At 42.2% G+C, this 18,157-nt stretch carries 8 protein-coding genes, 2 rRNA genes and 1 pseudogene; 8 read left to right on the top strand and 3 right to left on the bottom strand.

All coding sequences use genetic code 11. The features are described 5' to 3' along the window. Positions 1–14: 14 nt before the first annotated feature. Positions 15–1,769, top strand: a complete 1,755-nt coding sequence (locus UP17_RS01220) for an FTR1 family iron permease (protein ID WP_061461162.1) — start codon at positions 15–17, stop codon at positions 1,767–1,769. A 141-nt stretch (positions 1,770–1,910) separates the two neighbouring features. Here UP17_RS01220 and UP17_RS01225 read toward each other — a convergent pair. Next, positions 1,911–3,269, bottom strand: a pseudogene (locus UP17_RS01225) (IS1182 family transposase). An 866-nt stretch (positions 3,270–4,135) separates the two neighbouring features. On the opposite strand from UP17_RS01225, the gene UP17_RS01230 reads away from it, so the two are divergent. The 5 genes from UP17_RS01230 to UP17_RS01250 all read left to right on the top strand — a co-directional run bounded on the left by UP17_RS01230 (position 4,136) and on the right by UP17_RS01250 (position 11,449). Continuing rightward, on the top strand, positions 4,136–4,507 hold the full coding sequence (locus UP17_RS01230) for a MerR family transcriptional regulator (protein ID WP_250211735.1): 372 nt from the start codon (positions 4,136–4,138) through the stop codon (positions 4,505–4,507). Between the two features lie 197 nt (positions 4,508–4,704). Then, complete coding sequence (locus UP17_RS01235) at positions 4,705–6,003, top strand: hemolysin family protein (protein WP_061465934.1); 1,299 nt, start codon at positions 4,705–4,707, stop codon at positions 6,001–6,003. A 355-nt stretch (positions 6,004–6,358) separates the two neighbouring features. Next, positions 6,359–9,160, top strand: coding sequence for a response regulator (locus UP17_RS01240; protein WP_061461164.1), 2,802 nt, complete (start codon positions 6,359–6,361; stop codon positions 9,158–9,160). Between the two features lie 28 nt (positions 9,161–9,188). Further along, positions 9,189–10,022, top strand: coding sequence for a CheR family methyltransferase (locus UP17_RS01245; protein ID WP_061461165.1), 834 nt, complete (start codon positions 9,189–9,191; stop codon positions 10,020–10,022). 284 nt (positions 10,023–10,306) lie between these two features. Beyond that, a complete protein-coding gene (locus tag UP17_RS01250) occupies positions 10,307–11,449 on the top strand; it encodes a PP2C family protein-serine/threonine phosphatase (RefSeq protein WP_061461166.1) in 1,143 nt (380 codons plus the stop codon). Positions 11,450–11,551: 102 nt separating this feature from the next. On the opposite strand, the gene UP17_RS25900 is transcribed toward UP17_RS01250, so the two are convergent. Together UP17_RS25900 and UP17_RS01255 are read right to left on the bottom strand one after the other, a co-directional pair. Further along, the gene (locus UP17_RS25900; RefSeq protein WP_081108663.1) at positions 11,552–11,722 is read right to left on the bottom strand and encodes a CsbD family protein; all 171 of its coding nucleotides are present in this window, start codon (positions 11,720–11,722) and stop codon (positions 11,552–11,554) included. Between the two features lie 78 nt (positions 11,723–11,800). Continuing rightward, positions 11,801–12,559 (bottom strand): alpha/beta hydrolase, encoded by a 759-nt coding sequence (locus UP17_RS01255; protein WP_061461167.1) that lies wholly within the window; start codon positions 12,557–12,559, stop codon positions 11,801–11,803. 903 nt (positions 12,560–13,462) lie between these two features. Between UP17_RS01255 and UP17_RS01260 the strand changes: the two genes are divergently transcribed. Further along, positions 13,463–15,013, top strand: a 16S ribosomal RNA gene (locus UP17_RS01260). A 177-nt stretch (positions 15,014–15,190) separates the two neighbouring features. Then, positions 15,191–18,124: ribosomal RNA gene (locus UP17_RS01265) — 23S ribosomal RNA — on the top strand. The 16S and 23S rRNA genes sit together here, the layout of an rRNA operon. The last annotated feature ends 33 nt before the right edge of the window (positions 18,125–18,157 follow it).

Below are 18,157 nucleotides of genomic sequence, written 5' to 3' on the forward strand. Positions count from 1 at the left end.
AAGGAGGGACCGGTATGACCGTTTCTAAATGGAAGAGTGGAATATTGGTTTTAATAGTCAGTCTTTTATTTCTTTCATCTGCTGTAAGGATCGTTTCGGCGGGTGAAAACCATGATCAGCTTTTTGTTTATATTGGCGATAGTTTAATGAAGGTAAAATCCGGGGACCTTAAGGAAGTATCGAAAAATATCGATCTATTCGAGAAAGAATGGAAAACGATAAAAACGGACAGTGAAAGTGCGGTGAAAGTCGACGAGCAGCTATCTGCTGTAAAAAGCGCTTTGAGAGAACAAGCCTCCACAGATGAAATCAAAAAGCGGCTATCGGCTTTATCAAGTACTCTTGTTACATATGATACTAATGAAAACCCAGTTGACAAGACGGACTATAAAGAAAGGTTACAAGCGATAATTCCTTTAATAGATGAGTTGGACGCAACGGTAACTAAAGGTGACTTTGATCAAGCTAAAGTTCAATATACGAACCTGCTGAATCAATGGACCGACGCAGAGGTCGTTGTCAGGGAGAAAAGTGTTGCTACATATGGTGAAATTGAAACAAGTATGGCCTTTGTGCGAATAGCGATTACACAAGATCCCCCAGATTCAGAAAAAGCCAAAAAGAATCTAGTTGAATTGAAGGGTTTAATGGAGGATTTCCTTGCTGGTAAAGTTGAAGAAGGAAGCCAGAAGAAGACCTATTCACTTGGGGATGTAACGCAACTCTTACAAAGTAGTGCAACGGATATTGAAAAGGATGACATCGATTCTGCCGTTGATCAATTAAATGAAATTTTAACAATTTGGCCTAATGTCGAAGGGGAGGTCTCCACAAGGGACAGCAAGCTTTACAGTGATATGGAAACGAAAGTCCCTACCGCAATCAGCCTATTGCAATCGAAAAAGGTAAAGGCTGAGGAAGCTAAGGGAATCGTATCCGATTTAAACTCAAGGTTACTCCCTTTGATTGATGATACGAGTTATACAACATGGGATGCCGCTCTGATTCTTTTACGGGAAGGGTTGGAAGCACTCTTGATTGTGGCTACATTATTGTCTTTCCTAAAGAAAATAGGGCAAGCGGACAAACAAAAATGGATTTGGACAGGGGTAGGTGCAGGTTTAGTTGCCAGTTCCATATTGGCGGTCATAATCAATATCGTTTTCTCTCAGGTCACGGCTGCGTCAAGCCGGGAATATATTGAGGGAATCACTGGGATAATAGCTGTATTGATGATGTTGACAATTGGTCTGTGGCTTCATAGTAAATCGAATGTCCATGCATGGAACCGTTATATCAGCAAGCAAATGAACCAGGCCATTGCAACGGGAAGCATCATCTCTTTTGCTTTAATCAGTTTTCTATCCATATTCCGTGAAGGTGCGGAGACCATTATCTTTTATGCTGGAATGGCTCCATATATGGAATTAAAGCAGCTGATGAGCGGGATTTTCCTTGCCTTCCTCATATTAGTGGTAATTGGATTCATCATGTTACGCTACAGTGTGAAATTACCGATGACCCTATTCTTTAAAGTCGCAACGATACTCATATATGCCTTGGCTTTCAAGATTCTTGGGGTCTCTATCCATTCGCTTCAGGTTTCGCAAGTGATACAGACAAATACGATCAGCTCCTTCCCATTTGTAGAATGGATAGGTCTCTATCCAACAATGGAAACGCTGGTGCCGCAAGCTGTTTTAATTCTTTTAATCGTATTGGCGACCTATTGGGTTAAAAGGAATAATTCTTTACATGCAACTGAATAAAAAAATGGGACTGACGTATGTCAGTCCCATCAGTTTGTAGACAAAAGGGGTTCGGAATTAAAAAATTCCGAACCCCTTTTTGAGATTCCCTTTGAATTTTTGCCTGAAGTTAGGAGATTGGGGCTCTACGAGCCCACTATGTTAGGCCATTTTTGGACCTCCCCATGTCCAATTGGCCATCTTCTTTAAATTAATGGCAGCGAAAGTAAGCATCGCCTGCATCGACAATTTTTTAAGTCCCCTTAAAGTTGTCCAACGCATACCATGCTAATCTTTTGCATCTGCGAATACACGCTCAATCGTTTCTTTACGTTTCGCATATATAGTTTTTACATCTTGATGATGACGCAGATGATCTGCTTCTTCCACATGTGTTTGCCAAATATGCCGTGTCACCACTTTTTGATGGTCTTTGCTTTCTGTACACTGAGATAAAAATGAGCATGCCGCACAAGTGTGTTTGGGTGATTTATACTCGCGATAGCCCTCTTTATTGGTTGTTGAGTACTTTAATAGCTCTCCCGAAGGACAAAGGTAACAATCAAAATGTTCATCGTATACATAGTCCTGTTTGCGGAAAAATCCTTCTTTGGTGCGAGGACGTGTATAAGGTAAAGCCGGTATGATTTCTTTGTTAAATAGGTAGCTTGTAATCGCTGGTGTTTTATAAGCTGCATCTGCGGCAACGGCTTCCGGTTTTCCAATTTTCTCAATCACTTGTTCAACTAGTGGCTCTAAGATCTGACTGTCATGTATATTTCCAGGTGTTACAATCGTTCCCAATACAAAACCGTTGCGGTCTGCGGCCGCGTGGAATGAATAGGCAAACTGTTTTGTTCGTTCATCTTTCACATAGTAGCCACTCTCAGAATCCGTTGTACTTTCTTTAATCTCTTTGGTCTCTTCTTTATCAAATTTATCTGATGGAAAAGGCTTCTTTCCATGGTTTTCACGATCTTGATTGATTTCTTCTTGAAGACGCCCTTGATACGCTCGTGTTTCTTTACGAACGATTTTCTTTTCAAATTTCCGTTTATTTGCACTGGCTTTCACATGTGTGGAATCCACGAAAACGTGTTCAGCACTTATTAACTTTTTATTAGCAGCTGTCATTAAAATGCGATAGAAAATCTGTTCAAACAGGTCTGTATCTTTAAAGCGTCGCTCATAATTTTTCCCAAACGTAGAGAAATGAGGTACTTTATCATGGAAACCATAGCCTAAGAACCAACGGTAAGCCATATTAGTTTCAACTTCTTCAATCGTTTTACGCATGGAACGAATACCGAAGGTATATTGAATGAATGTCAGTTTAACTAAAATAACTGGATCAATACTTGGGCGTCCTACCTCTGAATACATATCTTTCACCAAGTCATAAATGAAAGTGAAGTCAATGGCAGCCTCTAGTTTACGAACCAAATGGTTCGGTGGCACCAGTTGATCTAACGTAATCATTTCAAGTTGATCTCGCTGAATAGAGTCATGTTTCGAAAGCATCCTCATCACCTCAAGTTTTAATACTTCTATTTTAAAACAAAAGCGACTCAGGGCAAAAGTGTTTATCTAAAAGATAAGACAAAGTTGATTGGAACGGAAGGTACGAGACTCCTGCGGGAAAAGCGCGTCTAGGGGAGACCCCGCAGGCGAAAGCCGAGGAGGCTCCCCGACCGCCCGCGGAAAGCGAGTGCCTGGAGTGGAAATCAACGGCCAAATTGTACAACTCATAAAAAATAGACAAACTCGATTTTCCTCGAGTTTGTCTACAGTCCCATTTTTAAAGAGAAGACCTAAAAGTCCCGGCTAAAAGAATCACAAAACGCATATTTATCACTTGTGAAGTGTGATGCTTATAAAATAAGTGATAAAAATGCAAAAACACCCCCTAGTTTATAATAATTTTAATATAGTATTGATTATCATTATTGAAGTAGTATAATAGGTATAACAAGCAGTTAAAGCGAGGAGGACAGTATAAATGGTAGCAAAAGTCTGTGAAACGTGCGGAAAACCAATAAAAAAGCTAAAGCATTCTTCCCTATGCCAATGCGGTCCTAAGATATTGAGCAATCAATTTTCAGTTAAAACAAAAAAATAGAATCCATGGATTAAATGATAAATTAAACCGATTATTCAATTAATCGGTTTTTGTTTATCCAATGAAGGGTAAAAATGTGAAGAAGACAATATTTATCCTTTCACCCAATTTAAAATATTTTTCATTTCAATAAAAATAATGTACGATTAGAGGATAGAAAAAACGTCATGGCGGAAAAGACATCTGTTCAGTTTGTCTAAACCATCACGTTACGGTTTGGAGGGGTTATATTGGGAACGAGACATTAAAAATTGGCGAGTTGGCGGAAATGGCGAATGTTACAAAACGAACCGTTGATTATTATACGAACTTAGGCCTGCTTAAAGCAGAACGTTCCGCCTCTAATTACCGCTATTATTCGGTAGGTGAACTTGAAAGGCTCCGCAGTATCGAGGGATATAAAAGAAAGAACCTTTCATTGGAAGACATAAAAGATATATTTAAACAGGAAAAGGAAGTCGCATCAGCAATTGAGGAAACAGGCCTTCAACTGAAAAACAAAATGGATGGCCTGAACGAAGAACTTCAAGAAGTCATCAGCTTGATTAAAAAAGACGAAAAAAATGAGCTTCTTCTAAAAAAACAGATTTCCCATGAAAGCATGGCCTTGATCCAATCATTACTAGTGTTGCTGGTATGATTAAAATTTATTCCCTATTATTTTGTGTGCAAAGGTGCATATTAACGATATAGGCTAAATGGTTTTGGTTCATGTTAAGGCGAAAATCGCTTTTTGAAACGAATAAACCCATTTATACAGGAGGTGCTTGGGATTAAACCGTGTATGTCTAATCCAAATGTTAGAAGGATAGGCGCTTCATGGTGAACCCGCACATATTGGAGATTTTTATAAAATTATTAGCTGTAGCTGTACTAATAGCATTAACCGCATTTTTCGTTGCATCGGAATTTGCAATCGTGAAAGTCAGAAGTTCCCGAATCAATCAGTTGATTGAAGAAGGGCATAGAAATGCACTTGCGGCTAAGAAAGTGACGACCCATATCGATGAGTACTTATCTGCCTGTCAGTTGGGGATTACAGTAACTGCCTTAGGTTTGGGGGTATTGGGTGAACCGACAGTTGAGGCGATCTTAAGACCATTGTTCAATAAATGGGGATTAGAGGAATCGGTAAGTCATATCATCTCTTTCGTAATCGCATTCGGTTCTGTAACATTCCTTCATGTTGTAGTGGGGGAACTGGCACCAAAAACAGTTGCGATCCAAAAGGCAGAAGAGGTAACCTTGCTTTTTTCAAAGCCGTTAATTCTCTTTTACCGGATTTTGTACCCATTTATTTGGTTACTGAATGGTTCTGCCCGTCTCCTAACTGGCATATTCGGATTAAAGCCTGCTTCTGAGTCCGAAATGGCCCACTCTGAAGAAGAACTACGCATCATTTTATCGGAAAGCTATAAAAGCGGTGAGATCAACCAGTCGGAATACAAATATGTAAACCAGATATTTGAATTTGATGAGCGTATTGCGAATGAGATCATGGTTCCGCGTACGGAAATGACCGTTATCGAAAAGGGCATGCCTTTATTGGAAGTTGTTGAACTTATACAAGAAGAACAATACACAAGGTACCCAGTCATAGACGGTGATAAAGATAATGTCGTGGGAATGGTCAATATCAAGAGACTTTATACAGCGACAATTACAGAGGAAAATGTAACAGAGCTGACGGTGGATTCCTTTGTAACACCTGTCATCCGTGTTCTTGAAACGATCGCCATTCATGATCTGCTGCTGAAAATGCAGAAGGAACGGATTCATATGGCGGTCTTGACTGATGAATATGGCGGAACTGCCGGCCTTGTTACTGTTGAAGACATCCTTGAAGAAATCGTTGGGGAAATCCGGGATGAATTTGACCAGGATGAACGTCCGCTTATTCAAAAAATTAATGAAGGACATTATGTTTTCGATGCAAAAACATTGGTTGAAGATGTCAATGATACCCTTGCAATCGATTTGCCAGAGGAAGATATCGATACATTGGGCGGATGGTTCCTGACAGGCCGATTTGAGATTGCGGTCGGGGATAGAATTGAATATGCCGGATATGAATTTACTGTAAAGGAAATGGCCGACCACCATGTTTTATATGTGGAAGTGAAGAAAATTCAATAACAGATTCGCAACAAGAGCCGAAGGTGAAAACCTTCGGCTTTTAATTATGAGTTAATACGGATTTAAAAACTGTCCTCGGTTCGGACAATGGACCCTTTTGGTTATAACAAAGGAAAAGACAGACTGCCACTTAATTGGAAAAAGGAATACATTTAAAAAAACACTGCAGGTAACCATTTTAGCTATGGAAATGTTAAAATGGAGTCTGAGCAATGAATCTATCTATCTATCATTTTAGTAAATTAAAAGCATATAAAGAAAAATCCTAGTGTTCCAAATGATAGTAATAAGATGTATTTTGCAATGCCGTTTATTTCTGGATGATTATAAATTTGTATTGAAGGTGGGCGGGAAAATGGGTTTTAGGAAGAAGCAAATGTTGGGATTCGGTTTAATCTTACTTTTCTTGGCTATTTTACTTTCTTTCATGCTGGTCATGCTTAACAATTTAAAGAGTAGCATGACGGAAATAGTTGAAAATCGCTATGAAAAAGTTCAAGCTTCGATGGAAATCCGTCAGCTGTTTTCTAGGTCGGACCGTGAGATTTTATTTGCAGCTAATGATGCAAATAAGGAAGAAAGAGCAGAGAGCTTTGAAATCATCAATGAGAATCATGGTTTGATTGAATCAAAAATTGCAGGGTTATCAGGCAGTTTACAGAGGGTGAAAGCAAAACAATTATTGAAAGAGTTTGAAACTCAATATGCTTCTTACTCCATAACTGAGGCTGAGATCATCCAAAAGATAAAATCGGGAAACTCTTCGGATGATCTTTCAAACTTGATGGACGTTCAAAGGGAAAAACGAAAGAAAGTCATCAGTACGATGGATGAATTTAAGGATTACCAAGAAGGTGTTATGAAAGATACCTTAAGTAATTCGAAACAAACTTATGAAGATATGATCGGTTTTGTGATTTTTGCGGTCATTCTCAGCATTTTGGTTATTTCCGTAACGGTTGTTTGGATGATTCGCAGTACATCGAATGATCTGCAATCCATTACGAAAGTCATCAAAAATATCGATTTTAAAAATTTATCGGTCGTACCAAGAATTCCGGTTCGAACTACTGATGAAATTAGTGATATAGCGAGATCGTTCAATGATATGGCGGAATCGCTTGAGGCCTATAATCGAAAAGAGAAAGATTTCACTGATAAGATCAGTGAACAGAACTGGATCCAAACCCGTGTTGCAGATATAGCTACCATGTATCAGCGCATTGTTGATGTGGAAGTTCTGGCTGACCGATTCATTACGAGACTTGCACCGATGATGGGAGCTTCAATTGGAGCTTTTTACCTCAAGCGGGGTGAGGGTGAGGATATGCGTTTTGTTAAGCTTGCCAGCTTTGCAGGAGATGGTGAAGACTCAGGCAGACGTGAATTCCGTATGGGCGAAGGTTTGATCGGACAATGCGCCCTTGAAAAGAAATCGAAAGTCATTGACGATATCCCTGAAGATTTCCACTTGGTTACAACGGGATTAGGGGAAGTCCATCCGAAAAGCATTGTCATTGCGCCAGTGGTTTTTGAGGATGAAGTTGTGGCGATGGTTGAATTGGCAAGCTTGGAGGCCTTTACGAAGTTGCAAAAACATTTCCTGAACCAGGTTCTTGATACTCTAGGCATTACGATTAATAATGTAGAGGGCCGGATGGAAATAGAGCGTTTATTGCAAGAATCACAGGCACAAACCGAAGAGTTACAGGCTCAATCGGAAGAATTACAATCACAGTCAGAGGAAATGCAAGCCCAATCAGAGGAACTGCAAACACAGGCTGAAGAGCTGCGGATGATTAATGAACAATTAGAAGAGAGAAACCGTGAAACGGAAGAAAAATCAAAAGAGCTTCAAGTCGCAAAACAAAACCTTGAAAAACAAGCCGAAGAATTAAAGTTAAGTTCAAAATATAAATCGGAGTTCATGGCAAATATGTCCCATGAATTGCGGACACCGCTCAATAGTATTCTGATTTTATCAGAAATGCTTTCCGATCCAAATGATAGTAAATTAACTGAAGAGCAACAGGAATTCGCTCGTGTCATTAACTCATCAGGGCAAGACTTATTAACGTTGATCAATGACATTTTGGATTTATCAAAAGTTGAAGTCGGAAAGCTCGAAGTGGTCTTTGATGAAATGAATATGAGTGAACTTCCTGAGTTATTGCACCGTAACTTCGATCATGTAGCCAAGAAAAAGAACATTGACTTTATAATAGAAAAAGATAAAAATGTTCCGGATATTTTCTTTACGGATGAACAACGCTTCCAGCAAATTTTGAAAAACCTGTTGTCCAATGCATTTAAATTCACAGAAAAAGGTTATGTGTCCGTCCAAATCAAAAAAGCTGATGAAGAAAATGTAGCACAATGGATACAGACAAAAGGAGCTAGCAATTGGGTTGAAATTAAGGTGAAGGATACGGGTATCGGAATTTCAAAAGAGAAGCAAAAACTTATCTTTGAAGCGTTCCAGCAAGGTGATGGAGCTACAATGAGAAAATATGGCGGTACAGGACTTGGGCTATCGATTTGCCGGGAGTTTGCCAAACTCCTAGGAGGCTGGGTGATTGTAGATAGTGAAGAAGGGCAAGGCAGTACCTTCACCCTCTTTATTCCAAGCATGCCAGAGGGCTTCAAAAATGTTGGCGAAGCAATAGCGGCTTCTCCAGAAGTGGCAGCTGCTAACCACGATGAGCCTGCGGCACCTTTTGACAGTCATGTAGAACCGGATGTGCATATAATGGATGGAATAAATCAGAATATGGCCAAACCATTCTGCAATAAAACAGTACTTGTCGTCGATGATGACCACCGAAATATATTTGCACTGAAAAATGCCCTGAAGCATGAAGGGATGGAAATCCTTACAGCTGAAAACGGCTACGAATGTTTGGAACTCCTTGAAAAAGGTAACGATATAGATGTAATATTGATGGATATCATGATGCCAGGCATGGACGGTTACGAAACGATGACCAGAATTCGCGAGCAAAGTAAGTTCGAGAATCTTCCAATCATCGCGCTAACGGCCAAAGCGATGAAAGGCGATAGGGAAAAATGCCTGAAGGCTGGCGCTTCCGATTATGTCAGCAAGCCATTAAAATTAGATCAGCTGTTATCCGTTCTAAGAGTATGGCTGACTAATTGATTGATAGTATGGGTAAGGAAGGTTTTGCATGAAGGATACTTTAACGATTGAAGAAAGAGAAGATATAGAAATCGAATTATTGTTAGAGGCCATTTATTCCGTTTCCGGCTTTGACTTTCGCAAGTATATGCGTTCTTCAATTAAAAGAAGAGTTGAAAATAGAATGAGACTGGATCATATTCGCAGGATTAGCGGAATGATAGAAATGGTTTTATATGAAAAAGGCTATGTCGAGAAGCTTTTGAAGGATTTTTCAATAAATGTTACAGAAATGTTTCGCGATCCGGAATTCTTTAAAGCTTTTCGTTTGAATATCGTTCCGCTTTTGAAAAACCTTCCCGAAATCAGAATATGGCATGCTGGTTGTTCGACCGGTGAAGAAGCCTTTTCCATGGCGATCATCCTCAAGGAAGAAGGACTTTATGATAAGGCAAGGATTTATGCCACTGATATGAATGATGAAGTCCTCAGTCATGCGGAAAAAGGAATATTACCATTAAATAGAATGCAGTCTTATACAAAAAACTATCTGCATGCTGGCGGTAACCAAGAATTTTCGGAGTATTACACAACCGATTATCAAAATGCCTACCTTGATTCGAGTCTCCTTAAAAACATTGTGTTTTTCCAGCATAATTTAGTTACTGATGGTTCGTTCAATGAATTTCATATCATAATGTGCCGGAATGTGATGATTTACTTTACCGGTGAATTACAGACCTATGTTAATCAGTTGTTTTATGACAGTCTTTGTAAAGACGGTTTCCTTGCGGTTGGCAGTAAGGAAACACTTCATACATCATCCTTTTCGGAAGATTATGAGGACTTTGACTCAAAGGAACGGATTTATCGGAAATTGTAAAAAGAAAGAGTACGCATATTTGCGTACTCTTTCTTTTAATTTATAGTGATATACTATATTTTCCGCTTTTTTTGCATTTCTATGTTTATGGTGTCGGAAGAAGGGGTATAAACAATGAGTTGGTCTTCATTTTATATTCGTTGTCGTGCTTTATTATTATTAAAAGAGACTGAACTTCGTTATAATATAATGGGAAAATACTTGTTATGGGAGCTTTATTAAACTGATCCATATTATAAAGATAAATGTTGCCGCTCGATATAAGCCAAAAGGGGAATGAAAGAATGACGATTCTAATCGTAGATGATAACCAGGTTAACCTTTTCGTTATAGAGAAAATTCTAAAGCGAGCTGGCTATACGGACTTTCTATCATTAACTTCAGCTGTTGAGATGTTTGAATATTTACAGGTGGATAGTCCGCAACCTAAAGAGACTTCAGTTGATATCATTCTGCTTGATATTATGATGCCGGAGATCGATGGGATAGAGGCATGCAGGAGGCTTCAAAGTATTCCTCACCTTAAAGATATACCGGTTATTTTTGTGACCGCTCTTGAAGATTCAAACAAGGTGGCCGAGGCACTTGATGTGGGCGGTATTGATTATATAATGAAGCCTATCAATAAAATAGATTTACTTGCGAGAATTCGCGTGGGTTTAAGACTTAAATATGAAAAAGATTGGCATAAAATGCAGGATGAAAAAATTCGCAACGAATTGGATCTCTCCATGCAGGTTCAAAGCAGTTTATTAAGTGAGCCCATTAGAAATGACCACTTAACTATAAGAGCATCATACTTACCTGCGAATAAATTGGCAGGGGATATGTACTATTGGCACCGTATTGATGAAAATCGGTATGGGATCATCCTGTTGGATATGATGGGGCATGGCATTTCCGCCTCACTTGTGTGTATGTTCATTTCTTCAGTTTTGAGAGATGCCATCAGGACACATACTGATCCAGTGGCAGTCATAAACGAAATGAATCGCTGGATGAGTACCCTTAATAAAGAGGACAACCTAGTGCATTATTATTTTACCGCGATTTATTTGCTCATTGATACAGAGCAAAAGACAGTGGAATATGTGAATGCTGGACATCCTCCAGGCTTTGCTTTAATAGATGATGGAAAAGTGGCATCACTTTCAAAAGGGACATGTCCAGTTGGTTTCTTTACCGAGATGAAGATAGGAAAATCCATCATTCATTATGAAGAGAAGATTCAGCTTATGCTATTTACGGATGGAGTCATGGAAGCTATTGATCGGGAAGGGACAGAAGGGCTCAGCCAAATAAAAGAAGCGGTCTCGACGAGATGGTTAGATTGTAAAGAAACTCCCCCTATTGATTTTTTGATGCCCCCGAAAATGCAGCAAGATCAACCAGATGATATGTGTGTTGTAGTTATTCAAGCAAATTAAAGAAGGAAGAGGCGGCAGATTATCTGCCGCCTCTTCTCTATATAAGGGGGGGCGAGAATGTTCGTTAAGAGTATTGAGTGAATAATGTACCCATCTATTGCTTCAACGGTTATTTTTCAATTTACTAATGTTATCCTGTAAATTGCCTTTTAATTTATCGACTTTACCTTCTGCTTGTAAGTGAGGATCATTTTTCGCGTTTCCGACCTGGTCTTTCGTTTCACCTTTAACCTTATTTACAGTACTTTTTACTTTGTCTGATAAACCGCTCATTATGTTACCTCCTTTTTCTTTATAAACTTTATATACCCATGAAGTGTATGGGTAAACCCAATTTATAGTGAAAGGAGGTTAAGAAGCGATTGTTGCCCTTTTATTTTGCTTTTGAATAAATTGACATGACCGTTCAATGATATGATCTTTATCATGATCCAATGAGGCCACATGATATGAATTTTCAAGGGGCACCATTTCCTTATCGCTGGACATGACAGTTTCGTAAATCTGATAGGAACATAGGTCTGGTACAACGTGATCTTCTGGAGAATGGAAGAGGAGTATTGGGCACGTAATGTTTTTAAGTAGTTGACTGGTATGTTCCATTATATCGAGCAATTGATTAATCGCTTTTGACGGAACTTGGTCATATGTGACTTCTTTGGTCGTATCATCTTTTATGTCTGGTTTGCCTTCAGGAATGAAGCGTGGAACCAATTGGTTACGGTATATTTCATATTCGGGAACTTGAAGAGCGGCATTGATGGTTAGAATCCCGTCACAAGCCACTTTTGTCGCTAAATCCAGGACAAGAGCTCCTCCCATTGATTGGCCAATAGCGAATACTTTGGTGCAGGTTCGCTTTAACTTTGCATAGGCCATTTCAACATCTTGTATCCATTCTTGATAATGGCTCGTTTCCATTTCACCTTCATTCGTTCCGTGGCCCGCCAATCTGGGAGCGAAGACAGTAAAGCCTTTGGCAGCGAATTTTTCACCTAAATACCTTACGCTTTGTGGTGTTCCGTTAAAACCATGGCAAATAAGGATACCGATAGAATTGCCGGGTAAGAAAAAAGATTCCGCACCTGGTATTACCATTGCTGCTTTCATATTCCCATCTCCTTTTAGCTATATAGTTATGTTTAATTAAAAGTTAGCTTGAAAAGTATAAAATAAACTATTCCTATTATTTTACTTGGTTATATATTAACATGATGGAAATTGTGAAGTCAATTTGGTTATATTCCACACTCCATTATTCATTAGATTTAGATGTCATTCATAAAAAAATATACAGGAGTTTATTAGGCTATTATATGTAGTATGGATGTTTACAGAGGAATTCTGAGTTTTTTTGTCGATAACCCTATCTTATCTGTTCTTTACAAAACTTTTCCTCTGAGGAGAAAGACCGACAGGTATACTGGCAAGACATTCAAGAATTAGGGAAAAAACAATGAATATTCGAGGGGATAGGGGGTAGTCAATTTAATTAAACAGCTGAAGGAGCTCTTTTTTACACTTTACATCCCTGCAGAATGATAATACACAATCCACAAAGTAATTATGTATGGTTACATTTCTTTCTATTTATATAAGTACTGTCATGGAATTGTTTAAACTTTAGAAGCTAATAAACTGTGCACTCAAACAAATATAATAATATAGAGAAAAAGCGTTGACTTTAAGGTGAAATAGGATTAATATAAATAAGCACCAACTAAGACAAACGAAAAACTTTTGGCAGATTGCTAGAAGAAAATAATAACTATTGACTTCTTACTATGAAAATGATAAGATGAAATGGTCGCTGAAAAACACAGCGATTTAAAATAAGTTAAAAACTTCGCAGAAGTTGACAACTAATCAATAAAGTGTTATGATGAATAAACAAGCCGTTCGAAAGAACGATTGTGAAAATTGCTCTTTGAAAACTGAACAAAACAAAGCGCCAACGTTAAATTTTAAGTGAGCACACACTATCAAAAAAGCAAAATGAGCAAGTCAAACATTTCTTCGGAGAGTTTGATCCTGGCTCAGGACGAACGCTGGCGGCGTGCCTAATACATGCAAGTCGAGCGAATCGATGGGAGCTTGCTCCCTGAGATTAGCGGCGGACGGGTGAGTAACACGTGGGCAACCTGCCTATAAGACTGGGATAACTTCGGGAAACCGGAGCTAATACCGGATACGTCCTTTTCTCGCATGAGAGAAGATGGAAAGACGGTTTACGCTGTCACTTATAGATGGGCCCGCGGCGCATTAGCTAGTTGGTGAGGTAATGGCTCACCAAGGCGACGATGCGTAGCCGACCTGAGAGGGTGATCGGCCACACTGGGACTGAGACACGGCCCAGACTCCTACGGGAGGCAGCAGTAGGGAATCTTCCGCAATGGACGAAAGTCTGACGGAGCAACGCCGCGTGAACGAAGAAGGCCTTCGGGTCGTAAAGTTCTGTTGTTAGGGAAGAACAAGTACCAGAGTAACTGCTGGTACCTTGACGGTACCTAACCAGAAAGCCACGGCTAACTACGTGCCAGCAGCCGCGGTAATACGTAGGTGGCAAGCGTTGTCCGGAATTATTGGGCGTAAAGCGCGCGCAGGTGGTTCCTTAAGTCTGATGTGAAAGCCCACGGCTCAACCGTGGAGGGTCATTGGAAACTGGGGAACTTGAGTGCAGAAGAGGAAAGTGGAATTCCAAGTGTAGCGGTGAAATGCGTAGAGATTTGGAGGAACACCAGTGGCGAAGGCGACTTTCTGGTCTGTAACTGACACTGAGGCGCGAAAGCGTGGGGAGCAAACAGGATTAGATACCCTGGTAGTCCACGCCGTAAACGATGAGTGCTAAGTGTTAGAGGGTTTCCGCCCTTTAGTGCTGCAGCTAACGCATTAAGCACTCCGCCTGGGGAGTACGGCCGCAAGGCTGAAACTCAAAGGAATTGACGGGGGCCCGCACAAGCGGTGGAGCATGTGGTTTAATTCGAAGCAACGCGAAGAACCTTACCAGGTCTTGACATCCTCTGACAACCCTAGAGATAGGGCTTTCCCCTTCGGGGGACAGAGTGACAGGTGGTGCATGGTTGTCGTCAGCTCGTGTCGTGAGATGTTGGGTTAAGTCCCGCAACGAGCGCAACCCTTGATCTTAGTTGCCAGCATTCAGTTGGGCACTCTAAGGTGACTGCCGGTGACAAACCGGAGGAAGGTGGGGATGACGTCAAATCATCATGCCCCTTATGACCTGGGCTACACACGTGCTACAATGGATGGTACAAAGGGCTGCAAACCTGCGAAGGTAAGCGAATCCCATAAAGCCATTCTCAGTTCGGATTGTAGGCTGCAACTCGCCTACATGAAGCCGGAATCGCTAGTAATCGCGGATCAGCATGCCGCGGTGAATACGTTCCCGGGCCTTGTACACACCGCCCGTCACACCACGAGAGTTTGTAACACCCGAAGTCGGTGAGGTAACCTTTATGGAGCCAGCCGCCTAAGGTGGGACAGATGATTGGGGTGAAGTCGTAACAAGGTAGCCGTATCGGAAGGTGCGGCTGGATCACCTCCTTTCTAAGGATAATTACGAGAGCGCTTTTGTTTTGTTCAGTTTTGAATGAGTAATTCATTCAGATACGAAAGATAAGCATCACGATGTGATGGACTCTTTCTACTTTGTTCCTTGAAAACTAGATAATAGATAGAAGGCAATTAATTTTTTTTCAAAGCATCAGTAAGATCTTTTTTAACGGTTAAGTTAGAAAGGGCGCACGGTGGATGCCTTGGCACTAGGAGCCGATGAAGGACGGGACTAACACCGATATGCTTCGGGGAGCTGTAAGTAAGCTTTGATCCGGAGATTTCCGAATGGGGAAACCCACTGTTCGTAATGGAACAGTATCTTTACCTGAATACATAGGGTACTGAAGGCAGACCCGGGGAACTGAAACATCTAAGTACCCGGAGGAAGAGAAAGCAAATGCGATTTCCTGAGTAGCGGCGAGCGAAACGGAATTAGCCCAAACCAAGAGGCTTGCCTCTTGGGGTTGTAGGACACTCAACATGGAGTTACAAAGGAACGGGGTAAATGAAGCGATCTGGAAAGGTCCGTCAAAGAAGGTAAAAACCCTGTAGTTGAAACTTCGTTCCCTCCTGAGTGGATCCTGAGTACGGCGGGACACGAGAAATCCCGTCGGAAGCAGGGAGGACCATCTCCCAAGGCTAAATACTCCCTAGTGACCGATAGTGAACCAGTACCGTGAGGGAAAGGTGAAAAGCACCCCGGAAGGGGAGTGAAATAGATCCTGAAACCGTGTGCCTACAAGTAGTCAAAGCCCGTTAATGGGTAATGGCGTGCCTTTTGTAGAATGAACCGGCGAGTTACGATTTCATGCGAGGTTAAGTTGATAAGACGGAGCCGCAGCGAAAGCGAGTCTGAATAGGGCGAATGAGTATGAGGTCGTAGACCCGAAACCAGGTGATCTACCCATGTCCAGGGTGAAGTTCAGGTAACACTGAATGGAGGCCCGAACCCACGCACGTTGAAAAGTGCGGGGATGAGGTGTGGGTAGCGGAGAAATTCCAATCGAACCTGGAGATAGCTGGTTCTCTCCGAAATAGCTTTAGGGCTAGCCTCAAGATGAGAGTATTGGAGGTAGAGCACTGATTGGACTAGGGGCCCCCAACGGGTTACCGAATTCAGTCAAACTCCGAATGCCAAATACTTATTCTTGGGAGTCAGACTGCGAGTGATAAGATCCGTAGTCGAAAGGGAAACAGCCCAGACCACCAGCTAAGGTCCCAAAGTATACGTTAAGTGGAAAAGGATGTGGAGTTGCTTAGACAACCAGGATGTTGGCTCAGAAGCAGCCACCATTTAAAGAGTGCGTAATAGCTCACTGGTCGAGTGACTCCGCGCCGAAAATGTACCGGGGCTAAACGTATCACCGAAGCTGTGGATTGACACCATTTTGGTGTCGATGGTAGGAGAGCGTTCTAAGGGCGTTGAAGTCAGACCGGAAGGACTGGTGGAGCGCTTAGAAGTGAGAATGCCGGTATGAGTAGCGAAAGAAGGGTGAGAATCCCTTCCACCGAATGCCTAAGGTTTCCTGAGGAAGGCTCGTCCGCTCAGGGTTAGTCGGGACCTAAGCCGAGGCCGAAAGGCGTAGGCGATGGACAACAGGTTGATATTCCTGTACCACCTATACATCGTTTGAACGATGGGGGGACGCAGAAGGATAGGGTAAGCGCGCTGTTGGATATGCGCGTCCAAGCAGTTAGGCCGGAAACGAGGCAAATCCCGTTTCCATTAAGGCGGAGCTGTGATGGCGAGGGAAATATAGTACCGAAGTTCCTGATTCCACGCTGCCAAGAAAAGCCTCTAGTGAGATGTAAGGTGCCCGTACCGCAAACCGACACAGGTAGGCGAGGAGAGAATCCTAAGGTGTGCGAGAGAACTCTCGTTAAGGAACTCGGCAAAATGACCCCGTAACTTCGGGAGAAGGGGTGCTTTTTAGGGTGAATAGCCCGGAAAAGCCGCAGTGAATAGGCCCAGGCGACTGTTTAGCAAAAACACAGGTCTCTGCGAAGCCGCAAGGCGAAGTATAGGGGCTGACACCTGCCCGGTGCTGGAAGGTTAAGGGGAGAGGTTAGCGCAAGCGAAGCTTTGAACCGAAGCCCCAGTAAACGGCGGCCGTAACTATAACGGTCCTAAGGTAGCGAAATTCCTTGTCGGGTAAGTTCCGACCCGCACGAAAGGTGTAACGATCTGGGCACTGTCTCAACGAGAGACTCGGTGAAATTATAGTACCTGTGAAGATGCAGGTTACCCGCGACAGGACGGAAAGACCCCGTGGAGCTTTACTGCAGCCTGATATTGAATTTTGGTACAGCTTGTACAGGATAGGTAGGAGCCTGAGAAGCCGGAGCGCTAGCTTCGGTGGAGGCGTTGGTGGGATACTACCCTGGCTGTATTGAAATTCTAACCCGCGCCCCTTATCGGGGTGGGAGACAGTGTCAGGTGGGCAGTTTGACTGGGGCGGTCGCCTCCTAAAGAGTAACGGAGGCGCCCAAAGGTTCCCTCAGAATGGTTGGAAATCATTCGTAGAGTGTAAAGGCACAAGGGAGCTTGACTGCGAGACCTACAAGTCGAGCAGGGACGAAAGTCGGGCTTAGTGATCCGGTGGTTCCGCATGGAAGGGCCATCGCTCAACGGATAAAAGCTACCCCGGGGATAACAGGCTTATCTCCCCCAAGAGTCCACATCGACGGGGAGGTTTGGCACCTCGATGTCGGCTCATCGCATCCTGGGGCTGTAGTCGGTCCCAAGGGTTGGGCTGTTCGCCCATTAAAGCGGTACGCGAGCTGGGTTCAGAACGTCGTGAGACAGTTCGGTCCCTATCCGTCGCGGGCGCAGGAAATTTGAGAGGAGCTGTCCTTAGTACGAGAGGACCGGGATGGACGCACCGCTGGTGTACCAGTTGTCTTGCCAAAGGCATAGCTGGGTAGCTACGTGCGGACGGGATAAGTGCTGAAAGCATCTAAGCATGAAGCCCCCCTCAAGATGAGATTTCCCATGGCGCAAGCTAGTAAGATCCCTGAAAGATGATCAGGTTGATAGGTCAGAGGTGGAAGCGTGGCGACATGTGGAGCTGACTGATACTAATAGATCGAGGACTTAACCAACGCTTTTTAAAAAATGAAATACCTTCTTATTAT

The sequence above is a fragment of the Peribacillus simplex genome (assembly GCF_001578185.1).
GTDB lineage: Bacteria > Bacillota > Bacilli > Bacillales > DSM-1321 > Peribacillus > Peribacillus simplex_A.